General features: G+C 45.3%; 14 protein-coding genes. 11 read left to right on the top strand and 3 right to left on the bottom strand.

Features of this window, described 5'->3' with window-relative positions; translation table 11 throughout:
- Positions 1-24 precede the first annotated feature (24 nt).
- From H171_RS09370 to H171_RS09340, 7 genes are all read left to right on the top strand, one after another.
- Positions 25-1,872 (top strand): cache domain-containing sensor histidine kinase, encoded by a 1,848-nt coding sequence (locus tag H171_RS09370; RefSeq protein ID WP_242976922.1) that lies wholly within the window; start codon positions 25-27, stop codon positions 1,870-1,872.
- Entirely contained in the window at positions 1,847-3,484 is a 1,638-nt protein-coding gene (locus tag H171_RS09365; protein ID WP_100304889.1) for a response regulator transcription factor, read from the top strand. Before H171_RS09370 ends, H171_RS09365 begins: the two co-directional genes overlap by 26 nt.
- Before the next feature lie 157 nt (positions 3,485-3,641).
- On the top strand, positions 3,642-5,039 hold the full coding sequence (locus H171_RS09360; protein ID WP_100304888.1) for an ABC transporter substrate-binding protein: 1,398 nt from the start codon (positions 3,642-3,644) through the stop codon (positions 5,037-5,039).
- A 79-nt stretch (positions 5,040-5,118) separates the two neighbouring features.
- The gene (locus H171_RS09355) at positions 5,119-6,015 is read left to right on the top strand and encodes a carbohydrate ABC transporter permease (protein ID WP_100307480.1); all 897 of its coding nucleotides are present in this window, start codon (positions 5,119-5,121) and stop codon (positions 6,013-6,015) included.
- Positions 6,016-6,137: 122 nt separating this feature from the next.
- A complete protein-coding gene (locus tag H171_RS09350; RefSeq protein ID WP_100304887.1) occupies positions 6,138-6,989 on the top strand; it encodes a carbohydrate ABC transporter permease in 852 nt (283 codons plus the stop codon).
- Between the two features lie 10 nt (positions 6,990-6,999).
- The gene (locus H171_RS09345) at positions 7,000-8,283 is read left to right on the top strand and encodes an FAD-dependent oxidoreductase (RefSeq protein WP_100304886.1); all 1,284 of its coding nucleotides are present in this window, start codon (positions 7,000-7,002) and stop codon (positions 8,281-8,283) included.
- Positions 8,280-10,040: an FAD-dependent oxidoreductase gene (locus H171_RS09340; protein ID WP_100304885.1), complete on the top strand. Its 1,761-nt coding sequence runs from the start codon at positions 8,280-8,282 to the stop codon at positions 10,038-10,040. Before H171_RS09345 ends, H171_RS09340 begins: the two co-directional genes overlap by 4 nt.
- Positions 10,041-10,134: 94 nt before the next feature.
- On the opposite strand, the gene H171_RS09335 is transcribed toward H171_RS09340, so the two are convergent.
- The 3 genes from H171_RS09335 to H171_RS09325 are packed head-to-tail and all read right to left on the bottom strand — an operon-like array spanning position 10,135 to position 13,096.
- Entirely contained in the window at positions 10,135-11,148 is a 1,014-nt protein-coding gene (locus H171_RS09335; protein WP_100304884.1) for an ATP-binding cassette domain-containing protein, read from the bottom strand.
- Positions 11,145-11,846, bottom strand: a complete 702-nt coding sequence (locus H171_RS09330; RefSeq protein ID WP_038281541.1) for a GTP-binding protein — start codon at positions 11,844-11,846, stop codon at positions 11,145-11,147. Before H171_RS09330 ends, H171_RS09335 begins: the two co-directional genes overlap by 4 nt.
- Positions 11,843-13,096: an ABC transporter substrate-binding protein gene (locus H171_RS09325; protein WP_100304883.1), complete on the bottom strand. Its 1,254-nt coding sequence runs from the start codon at positions 13,094-13,096 to the stop codon at positions 11,843-11,845. Before H171_RS09325 ends, H171_RS09330 begins: the two co-directional genes overlap by 4 nt.
- Positions 13,097-13,398: 302 nt before the next feature.
- Between H171_RS09325 and nirJ2 the strand changes: the two genes are divergently transcribed.
- The 4 genes from nirJ2 to H171_RS09305 are packed head-to-tail and all read left to right on the top strand — an operon-like array spanning position 13,399 to position 17,105.
- Complete coding sequence (nirJ2, locus tag H171_RS09320) at positions 13,399-14,412, top strand: putative heme d1 biosynthesis radical SAM protein NirJ2 (protein WP_100304882.1); 1,014 nt, start codon at positions 13,399-13,401, stop codon at positions 14,410-14,412.
- The gene (locus H171_RS09315; protein ID WP_157803132.1) at positions 14,409-15,353 is read left to right on the top strand and encodes an ABC transporter substrate-binding protein; all 945 of its coding nucleotides are present in this window, start codon (positions 14,409-14,411) and stop codon (positions 15,351-15,353) included. The genes nirJ2 and H171_RS09315 overlap by 4 nt, the downstream gene beginning before the upstream one ends.
- Positions 15,340-16,332 (top strand): FecCD family ABC transporter permease, encoded by a 993-nt coding sequence (locus H171_RS09310; protein ID WP_100304880.1) that lies wholly within the window; start codon positions 15,340-15,342, stop codon positions 16,330-16,332. Before H171_RS09315 ends, H171_RS09310 begins: the two co-directional genes overlap by 14 nt.
- Entirely contained in the window at positions 16,329-17,105 is a 777-nt protein-coding gene (locus tag H171_RS09305; RefSeq protein ID WP_100304879.1) for an ABC transporter ATP-binding protein, read from the top strand. The genes H171_RS09310 and H171_RS09305 overlap by 4 nt, the downstream gene beginning before the upstream one ends.
- Positions 17,106-17,219 lie beyond the last annotated feature (114 nt).

The raw sequence follows: 17,219 nt of genomic DNA, 5'->3' as shown, positions 1-17,219 counted from the left end.
AAGGATATATGGAGCTGCATATAGATGATACCGGAAAGAGGAAAAGGGATGAAAAAGCCTTCTAAATTATCTGTTCGGATGTTTCTGCTGTTACTGCTATGCGTGGTCATGCCTTTGGCAGGAACTTGTATTTACGTACGAGTCAGCATGGAACATTTTATCCAGGAAAAGCTGAGTGAAAAAGTTATTCAGAACATATCAAGGGGAGAACGGAATATCTGCGATAATTTACAGAACATCGCCGCTTTGACCAATGTCTTTGTATATGACGAGGATCTGCAAAGGCGCATAACAGATCCCAATACGTCTGAATATGACAACACGAAGTACTTTGACCAGATGATACATAAGCTCAGCATCGCCAGCGGATTTGATTTCGTTCAGGATATGAAGATCCTCCTGTTTGATGATTACAGCAGGATTTACTCCAACTGGAGCATGAATTACCAGGATTACCAGTTTCTCCTGGATCAGGATTGGGTGAAAAAGAGCAGGGAGAACAATGGGCATATTGTATGGTCCATGTTTAATCCGGCTTACATCATTGGTGAACAGAAAGACCAGACCTATATTTCCCTGGCAAAATCCCTGCTCAATGATTATACGACGGGTAATGTCATAGGAACACTTATTATCAGCATTGACCAGAAAAAGTTCAGCGACCTGTTAATGGAATATGCCTATGCAGGTGACATGGCCTATGTCTGTGTTGGAGAAGGAACTGTGCTTTTGCAAAATGACACCCAGGGGCTCATTCACGAAGAGGATATAAGAAATCTGTTCCAGGAGACGGAGAAGAAAAAAAGCGGGAACCTGCGGTATCAGTCTGCAGGAGGGAACTTTCTTATAAGCTATTACACCATACCAAAGCCGTGGGTGTTTAACGATCAGCAGATGAAAGTCTTTCATTTCACCAATTATCAGGAAGTGACCAATCAGGTGGAAATGATCGGGCACAGGATGAATCTGATCATCCTGATCGTCATATGCGCGCTGGTCTTAATTCTGTATCTTTCCATCAGGATGCTGGTAAAGCCCATTGTAAAACTCAGCGGTCAGATGGAAATTTATACGCTGGACATGGATTTAAAAAATATCGACATGAAGCGGTCCGATGAAATCGGACAGTTAAACCGCTCCTTCCGGCAAATGTCCATTAACATCCGCCATTTGTTTGAAGAACTTAAAAATGAGCACGAGATAAAGGAAAAATACCGGTATGAATCTTTGCGGGCACAGTTAAATCCTCATTTTCTATTCAATACCCTGTCAACCATCCGTTGGATGGCGATCATAAGAGGAGCGGACAATATCGTAGATGGAATCGACGCTCTGGCCCATATATTAAAATACAGCATGAGCAGGGAAAACTGCCTGGTAACGGTGGCGGAAGAAGTGGAGAACATCAGGAATTATCTTTATATCCAGAACTGCCGTTACGGAAATCATTGCAGGCTGGAAATGGATCTTGAAGAAGATCTCATGAATTTGAAAACAGCTAAATTCATCCTTCAGCCCATTGTAGAAAATGCTGTCATTCATGGATATGACAAGGAAAGGGAGGAAATCCTGATCCGGATTTACGGATCTGCAGAGGAGGACAACCTTAACATATATGTGGAGGATGACGGAGTGGGTATTTCCCCCAATGTGATCAGGCAATTTGAGGCCTCCAGAGAAGGTCGGATAAAGGAAAGCAAGCTGACAGGCATCGGAATCAAGAATGTGGATGAGTATATCCGAATTACCTTTGGCAATGAGTATGGGCTGGCCATAGAAAGTCTTAAAACAAGAGGGACGGTGGTATTGTTCACACTTCCGGTAATCAGAGAGGAGAAGTCAGGGGATGAAAAGGGTGATGATTGTAGATGATGAGGTTTTGGTGCGCCTGGGAATCCAGTCATTGATTAAATGGGAAAACTACGGATACCAGATTGTCTGTGATGCATCGGATGGGGAAGAGGCACTTCAAAAGATCAGACAGTACCAGCCGGATATCGTTCTTACGGATTTAAAGATGAGCCCGGTGGATGGCTTTGAGCTTATCTCTGAGTGCAGGGAAAAATATCCTCACATCCAGTTTATTGTCTTAAGCAGTTATAATGATTTTGACAATGTAAGAAATGCCATGAAAATGGGGGCGTTTGATTATGTTTTTAAATTGACGGTGAAGCCGGAGGAGCTGCTGAAAATCATGGATGAAGCCACCTCCGTAGGGAAAGGGACCGACACAGTCCAGGAAACCTCTGCACTGGCGGAACGGAATTTGGAAGTCATAAAAAGAGGATTGTTTAAAAGAATTTTAAACTCTGAAACCTTTTTGAAGAAATATTTAGAGGAACTGATGAGGCTGCCTCTTTCTGTAAATTTTGACCATCCGTTCCATATCCTCTCCATTACCATCGATGATTTTAAAGTGGTAAGAAAAAAGGGGGATTTTATGGATTTGGAGCTCCTTATATTTACCATGGAAAATATCCTTAGCGAATTGTTCAGCCGCCATCACCGTGCAGAAGTGTTCCAATATGGGGAATATGATTTTGCTGTGGCAGTAAACCTGGCGGGAAATCAGGATCATAAGGCCTTTTTTACAGCGATGGAGAAGGAGTTTGGCATCTTTTCCAACTGTGCCAGACAGTACTACGGCCTGGAGGTAAGCGGAGCATTGAGCAGGGAATGTACAGGGATCAAAGGGTTAAAGGATGCCATTGCTCAGAACCGGGTCACGTTAAATATGCGCTTTTTTTCGGAACCTGGAAAGCTTCATCCACACGAGAGGAATGTTAAGGAAGAGGCGGTTCTTCCGCCCGAATTTCACAGCTCTGTTTTAGAACGTCTGGCGGCGGAACACGACTTTTTTGGGATGAGGAAGTTTCTTAATGAATTATTTGAATTTCTGAAAGAAAAGAACCGTTGTGAGCCTGAGGAAATCCGTTATCTTCTGAGAAAGGCCTATGGAACCCTGGCGGCCTCCTTTGCCCGCAGCCAAGCTGATATAGATCTGTTCCTGGATAAGAACGGAATAAACATGGAGGCTTCCATCAATGATTATACATATCTTGAAAAAATCAGGCAATCCGTATTGGAATTGTTGGAACAGTATAAAAAGGAGTATGAGTCAAACAGCGGCAGAATATTGAGAAAAGAGGTTGCCGAAGCAAAAAGTTTTGTCCGAAGCCATATGAAGGAAGAATTGCAGGTTGCAGAAATTGCGGCTATGGTGAACATGAGCGGCAGTTATTTTTCCCATGTTTTTAAAAAGGAAGAAGGGATTAGCTTTGTGGAATACGTATACCGGGTGAGGATGGAGCATGCCAGATACTTGCTGGAAAGCAGCGATTTAAAGGTAAATGAGATTGCAGATGAGGTTGGAATCTTTAATCCCAATTATTTCAGCACCCAGTTTAAAAAGAGCGTGGGGCAGTCTCCTTTGGAATATCGCCAGGCTTGGTTAAAGAAAGTGGAGGAAAATAGTAGGATCTGAAAGAAAAATAGCAGGATTTTAAAGTATTGGTAAAGGAAGAAACCAGTGGAGCCGGAAATCGAAAGAATTGAAAGAAAGACAGCAGGCAGAGGGATATCACTTGTCTGCTGTTTTTGCTATAGTATAAAAGAAATCAAAACTATTGGAGGAAGGTATAATGAGAAAGTGGAAAAAATTAGGGGCACTCGGCATGGCATCTCTAATGGCAATGTCAGTGATGGCCGGCTGTCAGAGCGGCCAGAAATCGGAACAGGTAACTGCGTCTGAGGAAACTGCAAAAACGGACGAATCAAAAGCAGAAACGCCAAAAGCAGGAAATGGAGAACCTGTTGTTTTGCGGATGTGGGGAGGTGTTCCTGCGGAAGCAGGTCCTCAGGCTGTTTGTGATAATTTTAACCAGCTCTACAAGGACAAAGGGATACAGGTAGAGTACGAACGGTTTGTAAATGATGATACGGGAAATTTAAAACTGGAAACAAATCTTCTATCAGGAGATGGTGTGGACCTTTATATGACATACAGCACCGATGTTCTGACAAAGCGTGCGGAAGGAAACATGGCACTGGATCTTTCAGAACTGATTGCCCGTGATGATTTCCAAATGACAAAATATTTCGGGTCTCTGGCGGAGGCGTATTACATAAACGGAAAGCCTTTTTCCATTCCTACAAAGCTGGATCAGTACGGAATCGTTCTAAATGAAGACATGTTTGAAGCGGCTGGGATAGAGATTCCTACGGAATGGACGTTTGACGAATTCCGTGAGATCTCCAAAAAGCTTACTCATGGAGAAGGTCAGGATAAGGTTTACGGCATGTTTTGGAATTCCCAGCAGGATCTGACCTATCTTTTCACGTACCTGGTAGCCCAGACAAGCGGCGGAGATCCTATGTATAAAAATGACAAGGAAACCAGCTTTGATGATCCTGTGGTGCTTAAATCCGTTGAACTGATCAATAACATGATGAATGTGGATAAAACATCTCCAACTCATACGGATTCTGTGACCCAGAAGCTGTCTCAGGAAAGCATGTTCCTGACAGGAAAATCTGCCATGACGGTGGGGCCGTGGATTGTAAGAAGCGTTAAGGACCAGGCTAGTTATCCTCATGACTTTAAGACTGCATTCGCCCCTTATCCTGTGGTGGAAAAAGGACAGAGAAATTACACTCAGGGAGGCTATGGAGATCATCTTTGCATCAATCCAAAGTCCCAGAACATTGACGCCGCATGGGAATTTGCAAAATGGTACGCTACCGAGGGAATGCTTCCCGTAGTGGAAGGAGGACGTGTACCGGCTTCCAACACCTATAATGCCCTTGAGGTAACAGAGGCGTTTGTCATGGGAGCAGAGGATTATTTAGATGCGGAAACCACCCAGAAGATCCTCATAACACCGGCAGACAATTACGCGGTTCCCTCTATCACCAACCATATTGCGGAAGTAAAGAAAATCGCGGTGGAAGAACTGGAAGGGATCTTTATCGGAAAGCAGACGGCAGAAGAAGGCATGAATAAGGCCAAAGCCAGAGCTGATGAGCTTTTGCAGAAATAATCGGGAAAAAATTCCCGGGGAGGCTGTTTCCATTACGCAGCCCCGGGAAAATAAAAAAGAAAGGAGGGAACCACTGAACATGAAGAAAATCAGGCTTAGCAGACAGTTAAAGGTGGATTTAACCGGCTATGCTTTCATTCTGCCCAATATTATTGGTGTATGCCTTTTTACCTTATTTCCCATGATCTTTTCCCTGATCATCAGCTTTACGAACTGGGATTATACCAAAGGGATCGGCAACTGGGATTTTATCGGCCTTAAAAATTTTGTTGACATGTGGCAGGATGGATGGTTTACCAGTTCCCTGTTCAACACCATCATTTTTGCGGTTGGAGTGGTACCGGTGACCGTTTTTCTGGCACTGGTATTAGCGGTCATCATTGATAAATACTGCGTTGCCAGACTTCCCATGAGGCTGGCGCTTTTTATGCCCTACATATCCAATATCGTAGCGGTTGCCATTGTTTGGGTGATGATGTATTCCCCCTGGGGCCCATTTACCCAGATGGTGAAGTTATTTGGAGTGGAGAATCCTCCCCAGTGGCTTGGAGATACAACATGGGCTTTGCCCGCGCTGATGCTCATGACCGTATGGTCGGGAGTGGGATATGCCAATATGATCTATACATCGGCACTTCAGGGACTTCCTCAGGATGTTTATGAGGCGGCGGATATTGACGGAGCAGGAGAGATTCAGAAATTCTTTAAGCTTACGATCCCGTTTTTGTCACCCACTACCTTTTTTCTGATCATTACTACGTTTATTACCTCGTTCCAGGTGTTTGCGCCTATTCAGATCATGACAAGGGGCGGCCCCGGAACGGCCACCAATGTGTTGGTTTACTATATTTATACTTCGGCCTTTACCTTCTACAAGATGGGATATGCTTCCGCCATGTCGTGGATATTGTTCCTGATCCTCTTTGGCATAACCATGTTCCAATGGGCGGGGCAGAAAAAATGGGTCAGCTATTAAGAAAACACCCTGCGGGTATACCTGTATGCCCAAAGGAAATGGGCAATAAAGATGAAACACCCTGCGGGTATACCTGTATGCCCAAAGGAAATGGGCAATAAAGATGAAAGGAGGCGCCTGGAATGAAGAAACATCAGCGGATCATCCTTAGGATCCTGTTTACCGTAGTCATAGGGGCTCTGGCAGTCTCCATGGTCACCCCGTTTTTATGGATGCTTTCGGCATCAATGAAGCTTCCACTGGATGTCATGAAGCTGCCGATTGAATGGATACCAAAATATTTTTATCCTGATAATTACAAGAAAGTGTGGAATGTGGGAGGCCTGGCTGTCAGGGATTACCATTTTGGCCTGGCATACTGGAACTCCATAAAGATCGCTGTCATCAATCTGACGGGATCAGTGCTTACCAGCACACTGGCAGGGTATGCCTTTGCAAAAATAAAGTTCAGAGGACGAAATATCCTCTTCCTGATCTATCTGGCGACCATGATGATCCCCAGTCAGGTGACCCTGATCCCCAAGTTTGTCATGTTCAATAAAATGGGGCTCACTGGAACCCACTTAACCCTGATTCTTCCGGGACTTATTACCATTACAGGCACATTTCTCATGCGCCAGTATTTTATGCAGATTCCGGATGAACTGAGAGAGTCGGCAAGGGTAGATGGAGCCCACGAGTTTCTCATATGGCTAAAGATCATGGTGCCTATTGCTAAACCAAATATGGCATCTCTTGCAATGGTAGTGTTCCTGTGGAACTGGAACAGCTATCTGGAGCCACTGGTGTTTTTGAGCGATTGGCGATTGTATACAATTCCTATTGCCCTTACGAATTTTATAGAAGAAAGTGTGACGGAGTATAATCTTGTCATGGCAGCAGCGGCATCTGCCCTGATTCCGGCTTTTCTCGTATTTTTACTGGGGCAGAAGTTTCTTGTCAAGGGCCTGGTGGCTGGTGCAGTGAAAGGATAAGGTTGAGAATATGAAATATGTAACGGAAAATAAAAGAGAGATACCTGTAATACGTGAGGTTGATGTGCTGGTGCTTGGGGCAGGACCGGCAGGAATAGGAGCAGCGGTTGCAGCGGCAAGAGAAGGCGCTGTGACTATGCTGGTGGAGCAGGCCGGAGATGTGGGAGGAATCGCCACAGCAGGACTTATGAGCCACTGGACGGGAAATACAGAAGGGGGATTTTATGAGGAAATCCTGAGCCGTTCGGCAGAGTTTTCCGGGGAAGGCCGTCAGATCATTAATCCTGAGCGCTTAAAGACAGTGTTTCTCCGCATGCTTACGGAGGCAGGGGTAAGCCTCAGACTGTATACCTTTGCCAGTGATGTTGTTATGGAGGGGAATGTGATCAAGGGAGTGATCCTGGAAAGCAAGTCTGGCAGAGAGGCTGTCCTTGCGAAGATCGTCATAGACTCTACAGGAGATGGCGATATAGCGGCAAAGGCCGGGGCTCCCTACTTAAAGGGCAGAGAACGCGACGGACTCATGCAGCCGGCTACGATCATGTTTAAGGTGGCAGGCGTGGATGAGGAGAAAGGTGTTTTTCCCGGTGGCTTTGAAGAAAGCTTTGACCTTCCTGACGGGGATTTACAGGAGCTGGGGAAGCAGCATCTACCAGAACCTGCGGGTCATGTACTCCTTTACAAAACAACGCTTCCTGGAGTGGTCACCTGCAATATGACCAACTGCACCGGAGTGGACGGTACAAGTGCCGAGGATCTGACTAAGGCAACCCTGGTATGCAGAGAACAGATGGAGAAAATAGTTGCTTTTCTTAGAAGATATGTACCGGGTTTTGAAAACTGTTATATCATCAGCTCCGCCTCCCTGGTGGGTATCCGGGAAACCAGGCATTTTAAGGGCGTAGAGACCATTCGTTCGCAGGATATCCTGGAGGCCCGGGTATTTGATAACTGGGTAGTGACAAAGGCCTGCTTTAATTTTGACGTGCACAATTTAACCGGTAATGGCCTGGACGAAACCGGCAGTCAAAAGCATTTTCCTCAGACAAAAGGGTATACCATCCCTTACGGCTGTTTCGTACCATTGGAAATTGACAATCTGTATCTTGCGGGAAGAAATATTTCAGGAACCCATATGGCCCATTCTAATTACCGGGTCATGCCAATCTGCGCCAATATGGGGCAGGCGGTGGGAATTGCAGCAGCCATGTGCGCCGCTTCTGAAACAGTGCCCAGAAACCTTGAAGTGAGAAAGATTCAAAGCCGTCTTATGGAATTGGGGGTGAATCCGTGAACACATATCACTATGACTTTGTTGTAGTCGGAGGTGGTATGTCCGGCATCTGCGCCGCCATTGCTGCTGCCAGAAGAGGTGTGAAAACAGCCTTGATTCACGACAGGCCTGTTCTGGGCGGCAATGCCAGCTCCGAAATCCGGATGCATATCTGTGGGGCAGACCATCACATGTCGGTTCCAAATGCCCGTGAAACCGGAATATTAGAAGAAATACTTTTGGAAAACAAGCGGAGAAACCCGGAGATGGTGTATCCGATTTTTGATTCTGTTCTATGGGAAAAGGTTCATTATCAGGAAAACCTGACCCTTTATTTAAATACTCATATGACGGAGGTCTTGTGCGATGGTGACAGGATCGAGGCAGTATATGCCCTGCAGATGACCACGGAGAAGACTTTCCACATTTTCGGTACTCTGTTTTTAGATGCTACGGGTGACGGTGTTCTGGGAGCTAAGGCAGGAGCAGAGTACCGGATCGGAAGGGAGAGCAGCTCCCAATATGGAGAATCCCTGGCTCCGGAAAAAGAAGATCCCTATACCATGGGAAATTCCCTCATGTTCAAGGCACGGGATATGGGCCATGAGGTGCCCTTTATAAAGCCTTTCTGGGCCAATACCTATAACGAGGAACAGCTTAGGCTGCGGGATCACAGTGATGTCACCTCGGGATACTGGTGGATCGAGCTGGGAGGCGGAGAACGGGATGTAATTTCCTGTGGAGAAGAACTTCGGGATGATCTGTTAAAGGCTGTATTTGGTGTATGGGATCATATTAAAAACAGCGGAGAACACGGTGCGGAGCGTATGGAGCTGGAATGGGTGGGCTTTCTTCCTGGAAAAAGAGAAAGCCGCCGGCTCATAGGAGATTATGTGCTGACGGAAAAGGATTGTCTGGAGAGCACCCGGTTTTATGATGCCGTGGCCTATGGGGGATGGCCCATGGATATTCATACAGTTGAAGGCTTTTTAAATGAAAACGATGATCCAACGGTCTGGAACCAGGTAAACGGCATATACTCCATTCCCTACCGTTGCCTGTATTCAAAAAACATCAGTAACCTGTTTTTAGGAGGAAGGGCAATCAGCTGCTCCCATGTGGCATTTTCCTCTACAAGGGTTATGGGAACCTGTGCGGTCGTTGGTCAGGCAGTAGGTACGGCCGCTTCCGTGGCAGTAAAAAGGAATCTGGTACCCAGGGAAATTCTTGATTGTGTGGGGGAACTGCAGCAGGAACTTTTAAAGGATGACTGCTATATCCCCTTTGTTGTCAACCAGGACCCTGATGATCTCGCCAGGCATGCTCTTGTGACAGCGACTCACCATATTCCAGGCTGTGAGCCGGAAAAGGTGGTAAACGGAGTGGCAAGAACGGTGTATGAAGAGTCAAACTGCTGGCGTGCCGCCATGGAAGACAGCCCTTCCTTGCTTCTATCCCTGCCGGGGAAGACGCCCATCCGGGAAATACGTCTGGTGCTGGACTCCAATTTAAGCAGGGAGATTACTCCTTCCATAAACCAGGGCGTGCTATCCAGACAGAAGTCCGGGCCGCCGTCGGAACTTTTAAAGGAATATGAAGCGGATATCCTTCTGGAAGGGGAAGTTGTGGAGCATATTGCAGCCCAATCCCATGGACAGAGGCTTCAGCAGCTCTTTATTGACGGGACAATAGGAGACGCTATCCGGATCAGCCCAATTTCTACATATGGAAGCAGGGAGGCAGGGATATTTGAAGTGAGGATTTATTCCTGTAAATAGGTAGTTACAAACGGTTAATTAAAAATCCTGTTTGCCCGAGGAGGTATTAACACAACCTTTGGCAGACAGGATTCTTTTTTATCTCTAAATAGTATTATAGTCCCATATCCAGGGTTTTCGCAGACAAGGTACTTCCCTTACGCAGCTCCTGACGTGCAGTCTGTATCAGGGAATCCATCTTTTCAAGTTCCTCTAACAAGAGCTTTTCTTCCTCATTGGTATCCAGGACTTTGCTGATACCGCCGTTTTTAATGATGATCCGCTTGTCCGCCATAAGTGCCAGAAGAGGGTCGTGTGTTGCCATTAACACGATCTTATCGGAAGAGATCAATAGCTCAAGCGCTTTTTTTCGGTCAATTCCGGCATTTTCGATTTCATCGATAAGAACAATGGGAGAAGAGCTTAAAATAGCAGTATCTGCGATCATAAGAGCTCTGGACTGTCCTCCGCTTAAGCTGGTGACAGGAGTCGTTAAGTCAAATTTTTCTCCTGCCAGATGATTGGCAGCCAGAATAATCTGCTCAATAACAGTTTGGGGATTTTCCACCAGCCGGCTTACGGCATGCATCCTTAAAAATTCTTCTACCGTAAGGTCCATGACAAAATTCATGTTCTGTGACAACTGCGCCACCAGCCGGTTGTTGGAGGAGAAACGCCATTTATTATCCGGCTTCGTTCCGTTGATCAATATGCTGCGGCCTGTAGGCGTATCCTTTTGCGCCGCCCATTCGATATCTGCCAAAAGGCGGCTTTTGCCGGACCCCGTAGGCCCTACGATGGATATAATTTGAGAGGTTTCCACCGTTAGTTCTGTAAAGCCTTCCGGATTACCGGATTTGTCCTTTCCTGCCAGGATTGTCATGGAAAGGACCCGGTTGCTTTTTTCAAGACCCAGAAATGCACTCATCTGTTCTATATAGACAGGAAGATTGGACAGGAGCTTATCCTTATCAATGGCATGGTCCTCTAATTCTTCCTCCGTAAAATGTTCTAAATATTCCCGGAAGGTCTTATCCCCGTACCCGGCAATATCCAGCCTGTTTTGTTCAAAGTATGCACTTACAAAGGCATAATCTTTTAGAAGCTGGTCTAAGCTTAATTCTATCATGTCTTATCTGCCCCCAAATTGATTTTTTTAACGTTACCCATCTGAAATGCTTCTCCGATCCTTGTTTCTCCAAGACAATAGGAGCAGAGAGCAGAAGGCATGGGAAAGCGAAGCTGCATGCCCTGGACGGATTCGATGTTTTGGTTTTCATCGTAGAGAAGACTTCCCAGCTCGTAGGCTCCCTGCCCGGTTAAACCATTTACATGCATGGTGACGGCACGGGGATTGACAGAGCTTACACAGGAGGCGAAAACCTCACGCTCCGCCTGGGACACAATATCCCCTTTTGTAATCACTACAAAATCAGCAGATTTTAACATGGGGCCGATTTTTTTCGGGGTATTGATACCGGAAAGATTGTCAATGACGCATACTCCCTTAATTTCCTTTAAATAGGGGGAACAGCGGTTGCAAAGACCGGCGGATTCTGTGATGAGCAAGTCCAGCTTTTCCTCATTGCCCCAATTTACCACCTCCTCAATATTGGAAGCAAAGAAATGGTCTGGGCATAAGGCACCGGAAAGTCCTTTTTTTACCGGTATACCGGCTTTTTCATAGGCAGCATCGTCGTCTGTATAAAGACAGTCAAATTTGACAACACCTACCTTTATATTTCTGCTCTGATAAGAAGCAATGGTTTTTAATATCACAGACGTCTTCCCGGAGGAGGGGGGGCCTGAAACAATAATCAGATTCATAAGACCTCCTTTTCCGCTGCCTGATAAAACAGCTGTTCTGTAGTCTTAATAAGTGCTCCGATATCATGGCTGTGAATATAATCCCAGCCAAGCCACATAAATTTCTGATCTGGTTTTAAGTGGTTGTCTACCAGCGGATTAGTAGAAGGAAATTTCCCGTTAGAGGAAAGGATTTCACCTATTTCTTTGGAATACAGGAAGTCTACAAATGGTTTGACCTTTTCCCTGTTCTTTGTACTTGCCAAAAGGAAAATCGGGCTGATGATCGCGCCATCTTTTGGCCATACGGGCCGGAGGGGACTTTTCTCATCTGCCATGCTGGCAAAAAAGTAAGGGGAAATTGTAACGGCCGGAACTTTGTTTCCATCCTTTGAAATATGGGATTTTACCATCTGGGCCGGATGCATGCTGCGTAAAAGAGCCCTACCCATTTTTTCAATGCCCTCATCCCCGTAATACCGATGGATGTGCAGCAAAAATGCGTTGAACATGTCCAAGTCCTTCATTGGCATGCTGACGCTGTTTTCAAATTCGGGCTTCATTAAATCCGCCCAGCTTTCGGGAAACGGCCGGTCTCCTAAAACAGCGGTATTTACCATTATTACTGCAGGAACAATGCCGATGATGGCATATTGGTTCTTAGGGTCCTTTAAAGAAATGGCGTCATTGTCAAAATCAGGATTTATTTGCTTCATATCTGAAATATCTTCAAAGGTACCGGAATCCCGGTAGCGTCCCATCAGGTTTTTATCAAAAAACAAGTCAAAGCCAGCTGAAAGATAGAGATCTGATAAGGCATCAGCGTTGCCGTCTGCGGCAATGATCCGTTCCTTAACATCATCAAGTCCAAGGTTGGCAGATTTTAAATTGTAGTCTACCTTATAGTCCATGGAATCCCTTTGGGAAGCCATCCAGGCTTCGAACTTTTCCAAAAGTGGAAGGCGAATTGGGCAGGGGAGCACCCCTTCAATGCGGATATCGCCGCCTTCTTCTTTTTTCGTAGGGGTAAGACCGGAAGTAAGGTCCGGTAGGTTTTGCTTTATGGTTTCTTCCAGTTTTTCTATGAAAAGTTCCTGATTGAGCTTTCGCATGGATAAGGCCATTTCCAGAGTGACCGTCTTACCAAGGGTGCTTCGCATGATTGGATTGTTTAATTGCTCAAAACCATTTGCAACAAACAGTCCGATTGTTTCGGGGAATCTTTCGGTTATATCGTAAATGGTGTCAGTGATTTTTATATAGTGTGCCATTTTTCTTCCTTTCTGTATGGGATAAAAGTATGGGTTATTCGATATGTTTATCATAACATAGGATTTCCCATTTTGTTGTTGTAATTACAACGCATGAGGAATCGTTATTGATACTATTTATTAAAAACTTTATTATATCACCTGTTTTCCATGAAAGGATAAAAGAATTTTTCTGTATTTCCGCTGGTTTTGAATTTTTGTTTTCGATATATCGTTAAAAATCAAAAAATTATGGAATGAAAAAGGGCTGATGGAATTATGATGAATTGAATGGTTTAAAGAATAGTACAAGGAGAAAGCATATGATCGTTTCATGGATGACCACAAACCAGTGTAATCTTAAGTGCCGGCATTGCTACCAGGATGCCGGCAGTAAAAAAGCAGATGAATTAACAACGGAGGAAGCCAAAAAGCTAATTGATGAAATCGCCAGGGCTGGTTTTCGCATTATGATATTCAGCGGAGGGGAACCGTTAATGCGCCCGGATATCTATACCCTGGTATCCTATGCAGCAGGTGCGGGCCTTCGGCCTGTTTTTGGCACCAACGGTATGCTGATTACGGGGGAAGCGGCTTACAATTTAAAGAAGTGCAAGGCTGCAGTCATGGGAATCAGCCTTGACAGCCTGGATGAACAAAAACATAACAGATTCAGGGGAGATGAAAATGCTTACCGCCTGACCTTAGAAGGAATTGAAAATTGCAAAAAAGCCGGCCTGCCCTTTCAGATACATACTACGATCATGGACTGGAATCAGGAAGAAGTGGAAAATATTATTGATTTCAGCGTGGAATCAGGCGCTGTAGCCAATTACCTGTTTTTTCTGATTCCGGTTGGCAGAGGGAGATATTTGGAAGAAACCTCGCTGAAAGTTATGGAGTACGAAAGGCTTTTGCAGACTATTATGAAAAAGCAGAAGGAGGTTCCCATTGATATCAAACCCACCTGCGCCCCTCAATTTACAAGAGTGGCAAAAGAGATGGAAGTTCATACCCGTTTTACCAGAGGATGTCTGGCCGGACTTTCCTACTGCGTGGTAAGCCCTGTTGGAAAGGTCCGCCCCTGTGCCTATATGGTTGAGGAAGCAGGAGATATCCGCGAAGAACCGTTTGATGAAATATGGAAAAACAGCAGCTTGTTTAAAACCCTGCGCACCCGGGACTACAAGGGGACATGCCGTAACTGCACTTACGGAAATGAGTGCGGAGGCTGCCGTGCGCGGGCAGGATATTATCATGACGGCGATTATATGGCAGAAGACAGCTATTGCGCTTACAGAAAACAATTATGCAAAGAAGGTGCCTTGATAAATTGAAGAAAAAAACCATGGTGTATGCAATGATGTTTTTCATGATAGTAAATATGCTTACAGGGTGCGGAAAAAGGTCAGGGGAGCCGGCTGCCGTTATGCCGGAGGGATACTGCTTTACCGATGCTCTTGGGCAGGAGGTGACGGTTAGGAAACCGGAGCGTGTGGTGGCGTTGATGGGGAGCTTTGCAGAAGTCTGGTTATCAGCCGGAGGCAGTCTGGCCGGTGTTACGGATGATGCATTTGATGAAAGGGGACTGGAACTTACGGAGGAAACTGTATCTGTGGGGAAATATAACAGTCCAAATGTAGAAAAAATCATAGCCTTAAACCCTGATCTTGTTCTATTGTCATCAGTAACCAAAGAACATGCAGCGCTTAAAGAGGTTTTAAAGCAAGCGGGCATTACGACTGCCTATTTTAAAGTGACATATTTTGATGACTATCTGTCCATGCTTAAGACCTGTACGGAAATAACCGGGAGAGAAGAGCTGTATGAAAAAAATGGGGTGGCTGTGAAAGCAGAGATTGAGGAAATTCTCTCCGGGGCAAAAGCCAAGGAGCCTCCCTCTGTTTTACTTCTCATTACTTATTCCGGCGGAGCGGTTGCACAAAATTCCGAGACCATGACAGGAAAAATATTAAATGATCTGGGCTGTAAAAATGTAGCCGACGAGAACCAGAGCCTGTTAAAGGAGTTTAACATGGAAAGCATCGTAAAAGAAGACCCGGATTATATTTTTGTGATCCCCATGGGAAATGACGATGCTCTTGCCATGAAGAATTTAAAGGAAGGCATTGAAAAGAATCCGGCATGGAATGGCCTTACCGCCGTTAAAAATAACCGTTACATCCTTTTGCCAAAGGAAAAGTTTCTTTATAAACCTAATGAAAAATGGGGGGAAAGCTATCAATATATTTCGGAGATTTTATATGGGAAGAAATAATAAGGCACAGCTGTTTATTCTTTTATCAGCTGTAGGGCTTGTGGTTTCGGTTTTGCTGGGATTATGCCTGGGAACCAGTAACATCCGGCCATCTGTTCTCTTTGCCACCCTGTCTGCAGGAGAGCCTGATGATTTTTTATACCGGATTCTTCTTACGGTCCGCCTGCCAAGGGTCACAGCAGCCTTGTTTGCAGGAAGCGCACTTGCAGTATCCGGTGCGATCATTCAGTCCGTGTTAAACAATCCGCTGGCAAGTCCTAATATCATAGGCGTGAATGCAGGAGCCGGACTTTTTGTTTTGCTGGCATCTGCATTTCTACCGGCAGACCCGCTCTTCCTGCCTTTGTCGGCATTTTCCGGTGCTCTCCTTGCCTGTATGCTGGTTCTTGTCATTACCATGACCGGAAGATTATCAAGAGTTCTGTTGGTTTTGACAGGCTTTGCGGTAAACAGTATATTCAGCGCAGGAATGAATACGATTATGATTTTATACCCGGATGCCTACGTAGGCGCAGGAAATTTTCTGGTAGGAGGACTTTCCTCTGTTTCTTCAAATGTACTTGTTTATTCTTCGGTTTTTATTGCTGCAGGCTTTATTCTGGCGATGCTTTGCTCCAAGGGTTTAAACATTTTAAATCTTGGAGCAGACAACGCAAAAAGCCTTGGAATGAATGTAAATGCCTGCCGATGCGCCTATCTGGCCATTGCAGCCATACTTGCAGGCGCGGCAGTCAGCTTTGCCGGAATGATCGGTTTTGTAGGCCTTCTGGTACCCCATGGGGTGAAATTAATGATTGGCCAGGACAACCGGTATGTCATCCCTGCAAGTGCTCTGACAGGTGGCATCTTCGTAATTTTGTGTGATCTGCTTGCAAGAACCTTGTTCCTGCCCTATGAGCTGCCGGTGGGTATTTTGATGTCCTTGATGGGAGGACCGTTTTTTCTTTATCTGATTCTAAAAAACAGGCGGAAGGAATGATGGAAATTATGATCAGGCTTGAGGATGTAACTTATTCTTATAACAGGCAGCCGCTGATCCACGGGATGGATCTAACATTTGAAAAAGGAAAGATAACCACCATCGTCGGACCCAATGGCTGTGGAAAAAGTACAGTGATAAAGCTTTCTTCCCGTCTGTTGCATCCGGATAAGGGAAAGGTGCTTTACGGGAATAAAGAGATCAGCGGTATGAAACGAAAGGAGTTTGCCAGGAATGTATCCGTGCTGCTTCAAAGCAGCCACATACCGGATATGTCAGTGGAAGATGCGGTAATGTCAGGAAGATATCCTCATCAGTCTCCAATCAGTTTCTCTTCTGCCGAGGATAGACGGCTGACGGAATATGCCATGGAAATGACATGCTGCCAGTCTCTGCGAAGCAAAAATATGCGCCAGCTTTCCGGAGGAGAACGCCAGCGGGTCTTTCTTGCCATGGTGCTGGCTCAGGATACGCCGGTTATTATTCTGGATGAACCCACAACGTATCTTGATATTAATGTTTCCTATGAAATTATGGAGCTTATAAACCGTTTAAACAGGAAGCTTGGAAAAACCATTGTTCTGGTTTTGCATGATCTCAATCTGGCTCTCAATTACTCAGACCTGCTGGCCGTGATGGAAAATGGAAAAGTGAGCGCTTATGAGGTAGCTTCCGATCAAAGGGTTCATCGCTGCATCAGTGACATTTTTAAAGTGGATATCCGGCGGCTGTCAGAAAAGGGGAAGTCTTATTATTATTCCTTTAAGTTATAATAAGCGTCTGTTTTACACCCAGCCATTTCATACGGAAATGATCGATAGGATGGCTTTACCTGCCTTTTTTGCTATGCTATACTAGAAGCAGCAGGAGTAAGAAACGCATAAACT

The organism is [Clostridium] celerecrescens 18A (assembly GCF_002797975.1).
In the GTDB taxonomy this organism is placed as follows: Bacteria; Bacillota; Clostridia; order Lachnospirales; family Lachnospiraceae; genus Lacrimispora; species Lacrimispora celerecrescens.
This window is presented reverse-complemented; position numbering and strand designations above follow the sequence as displayed.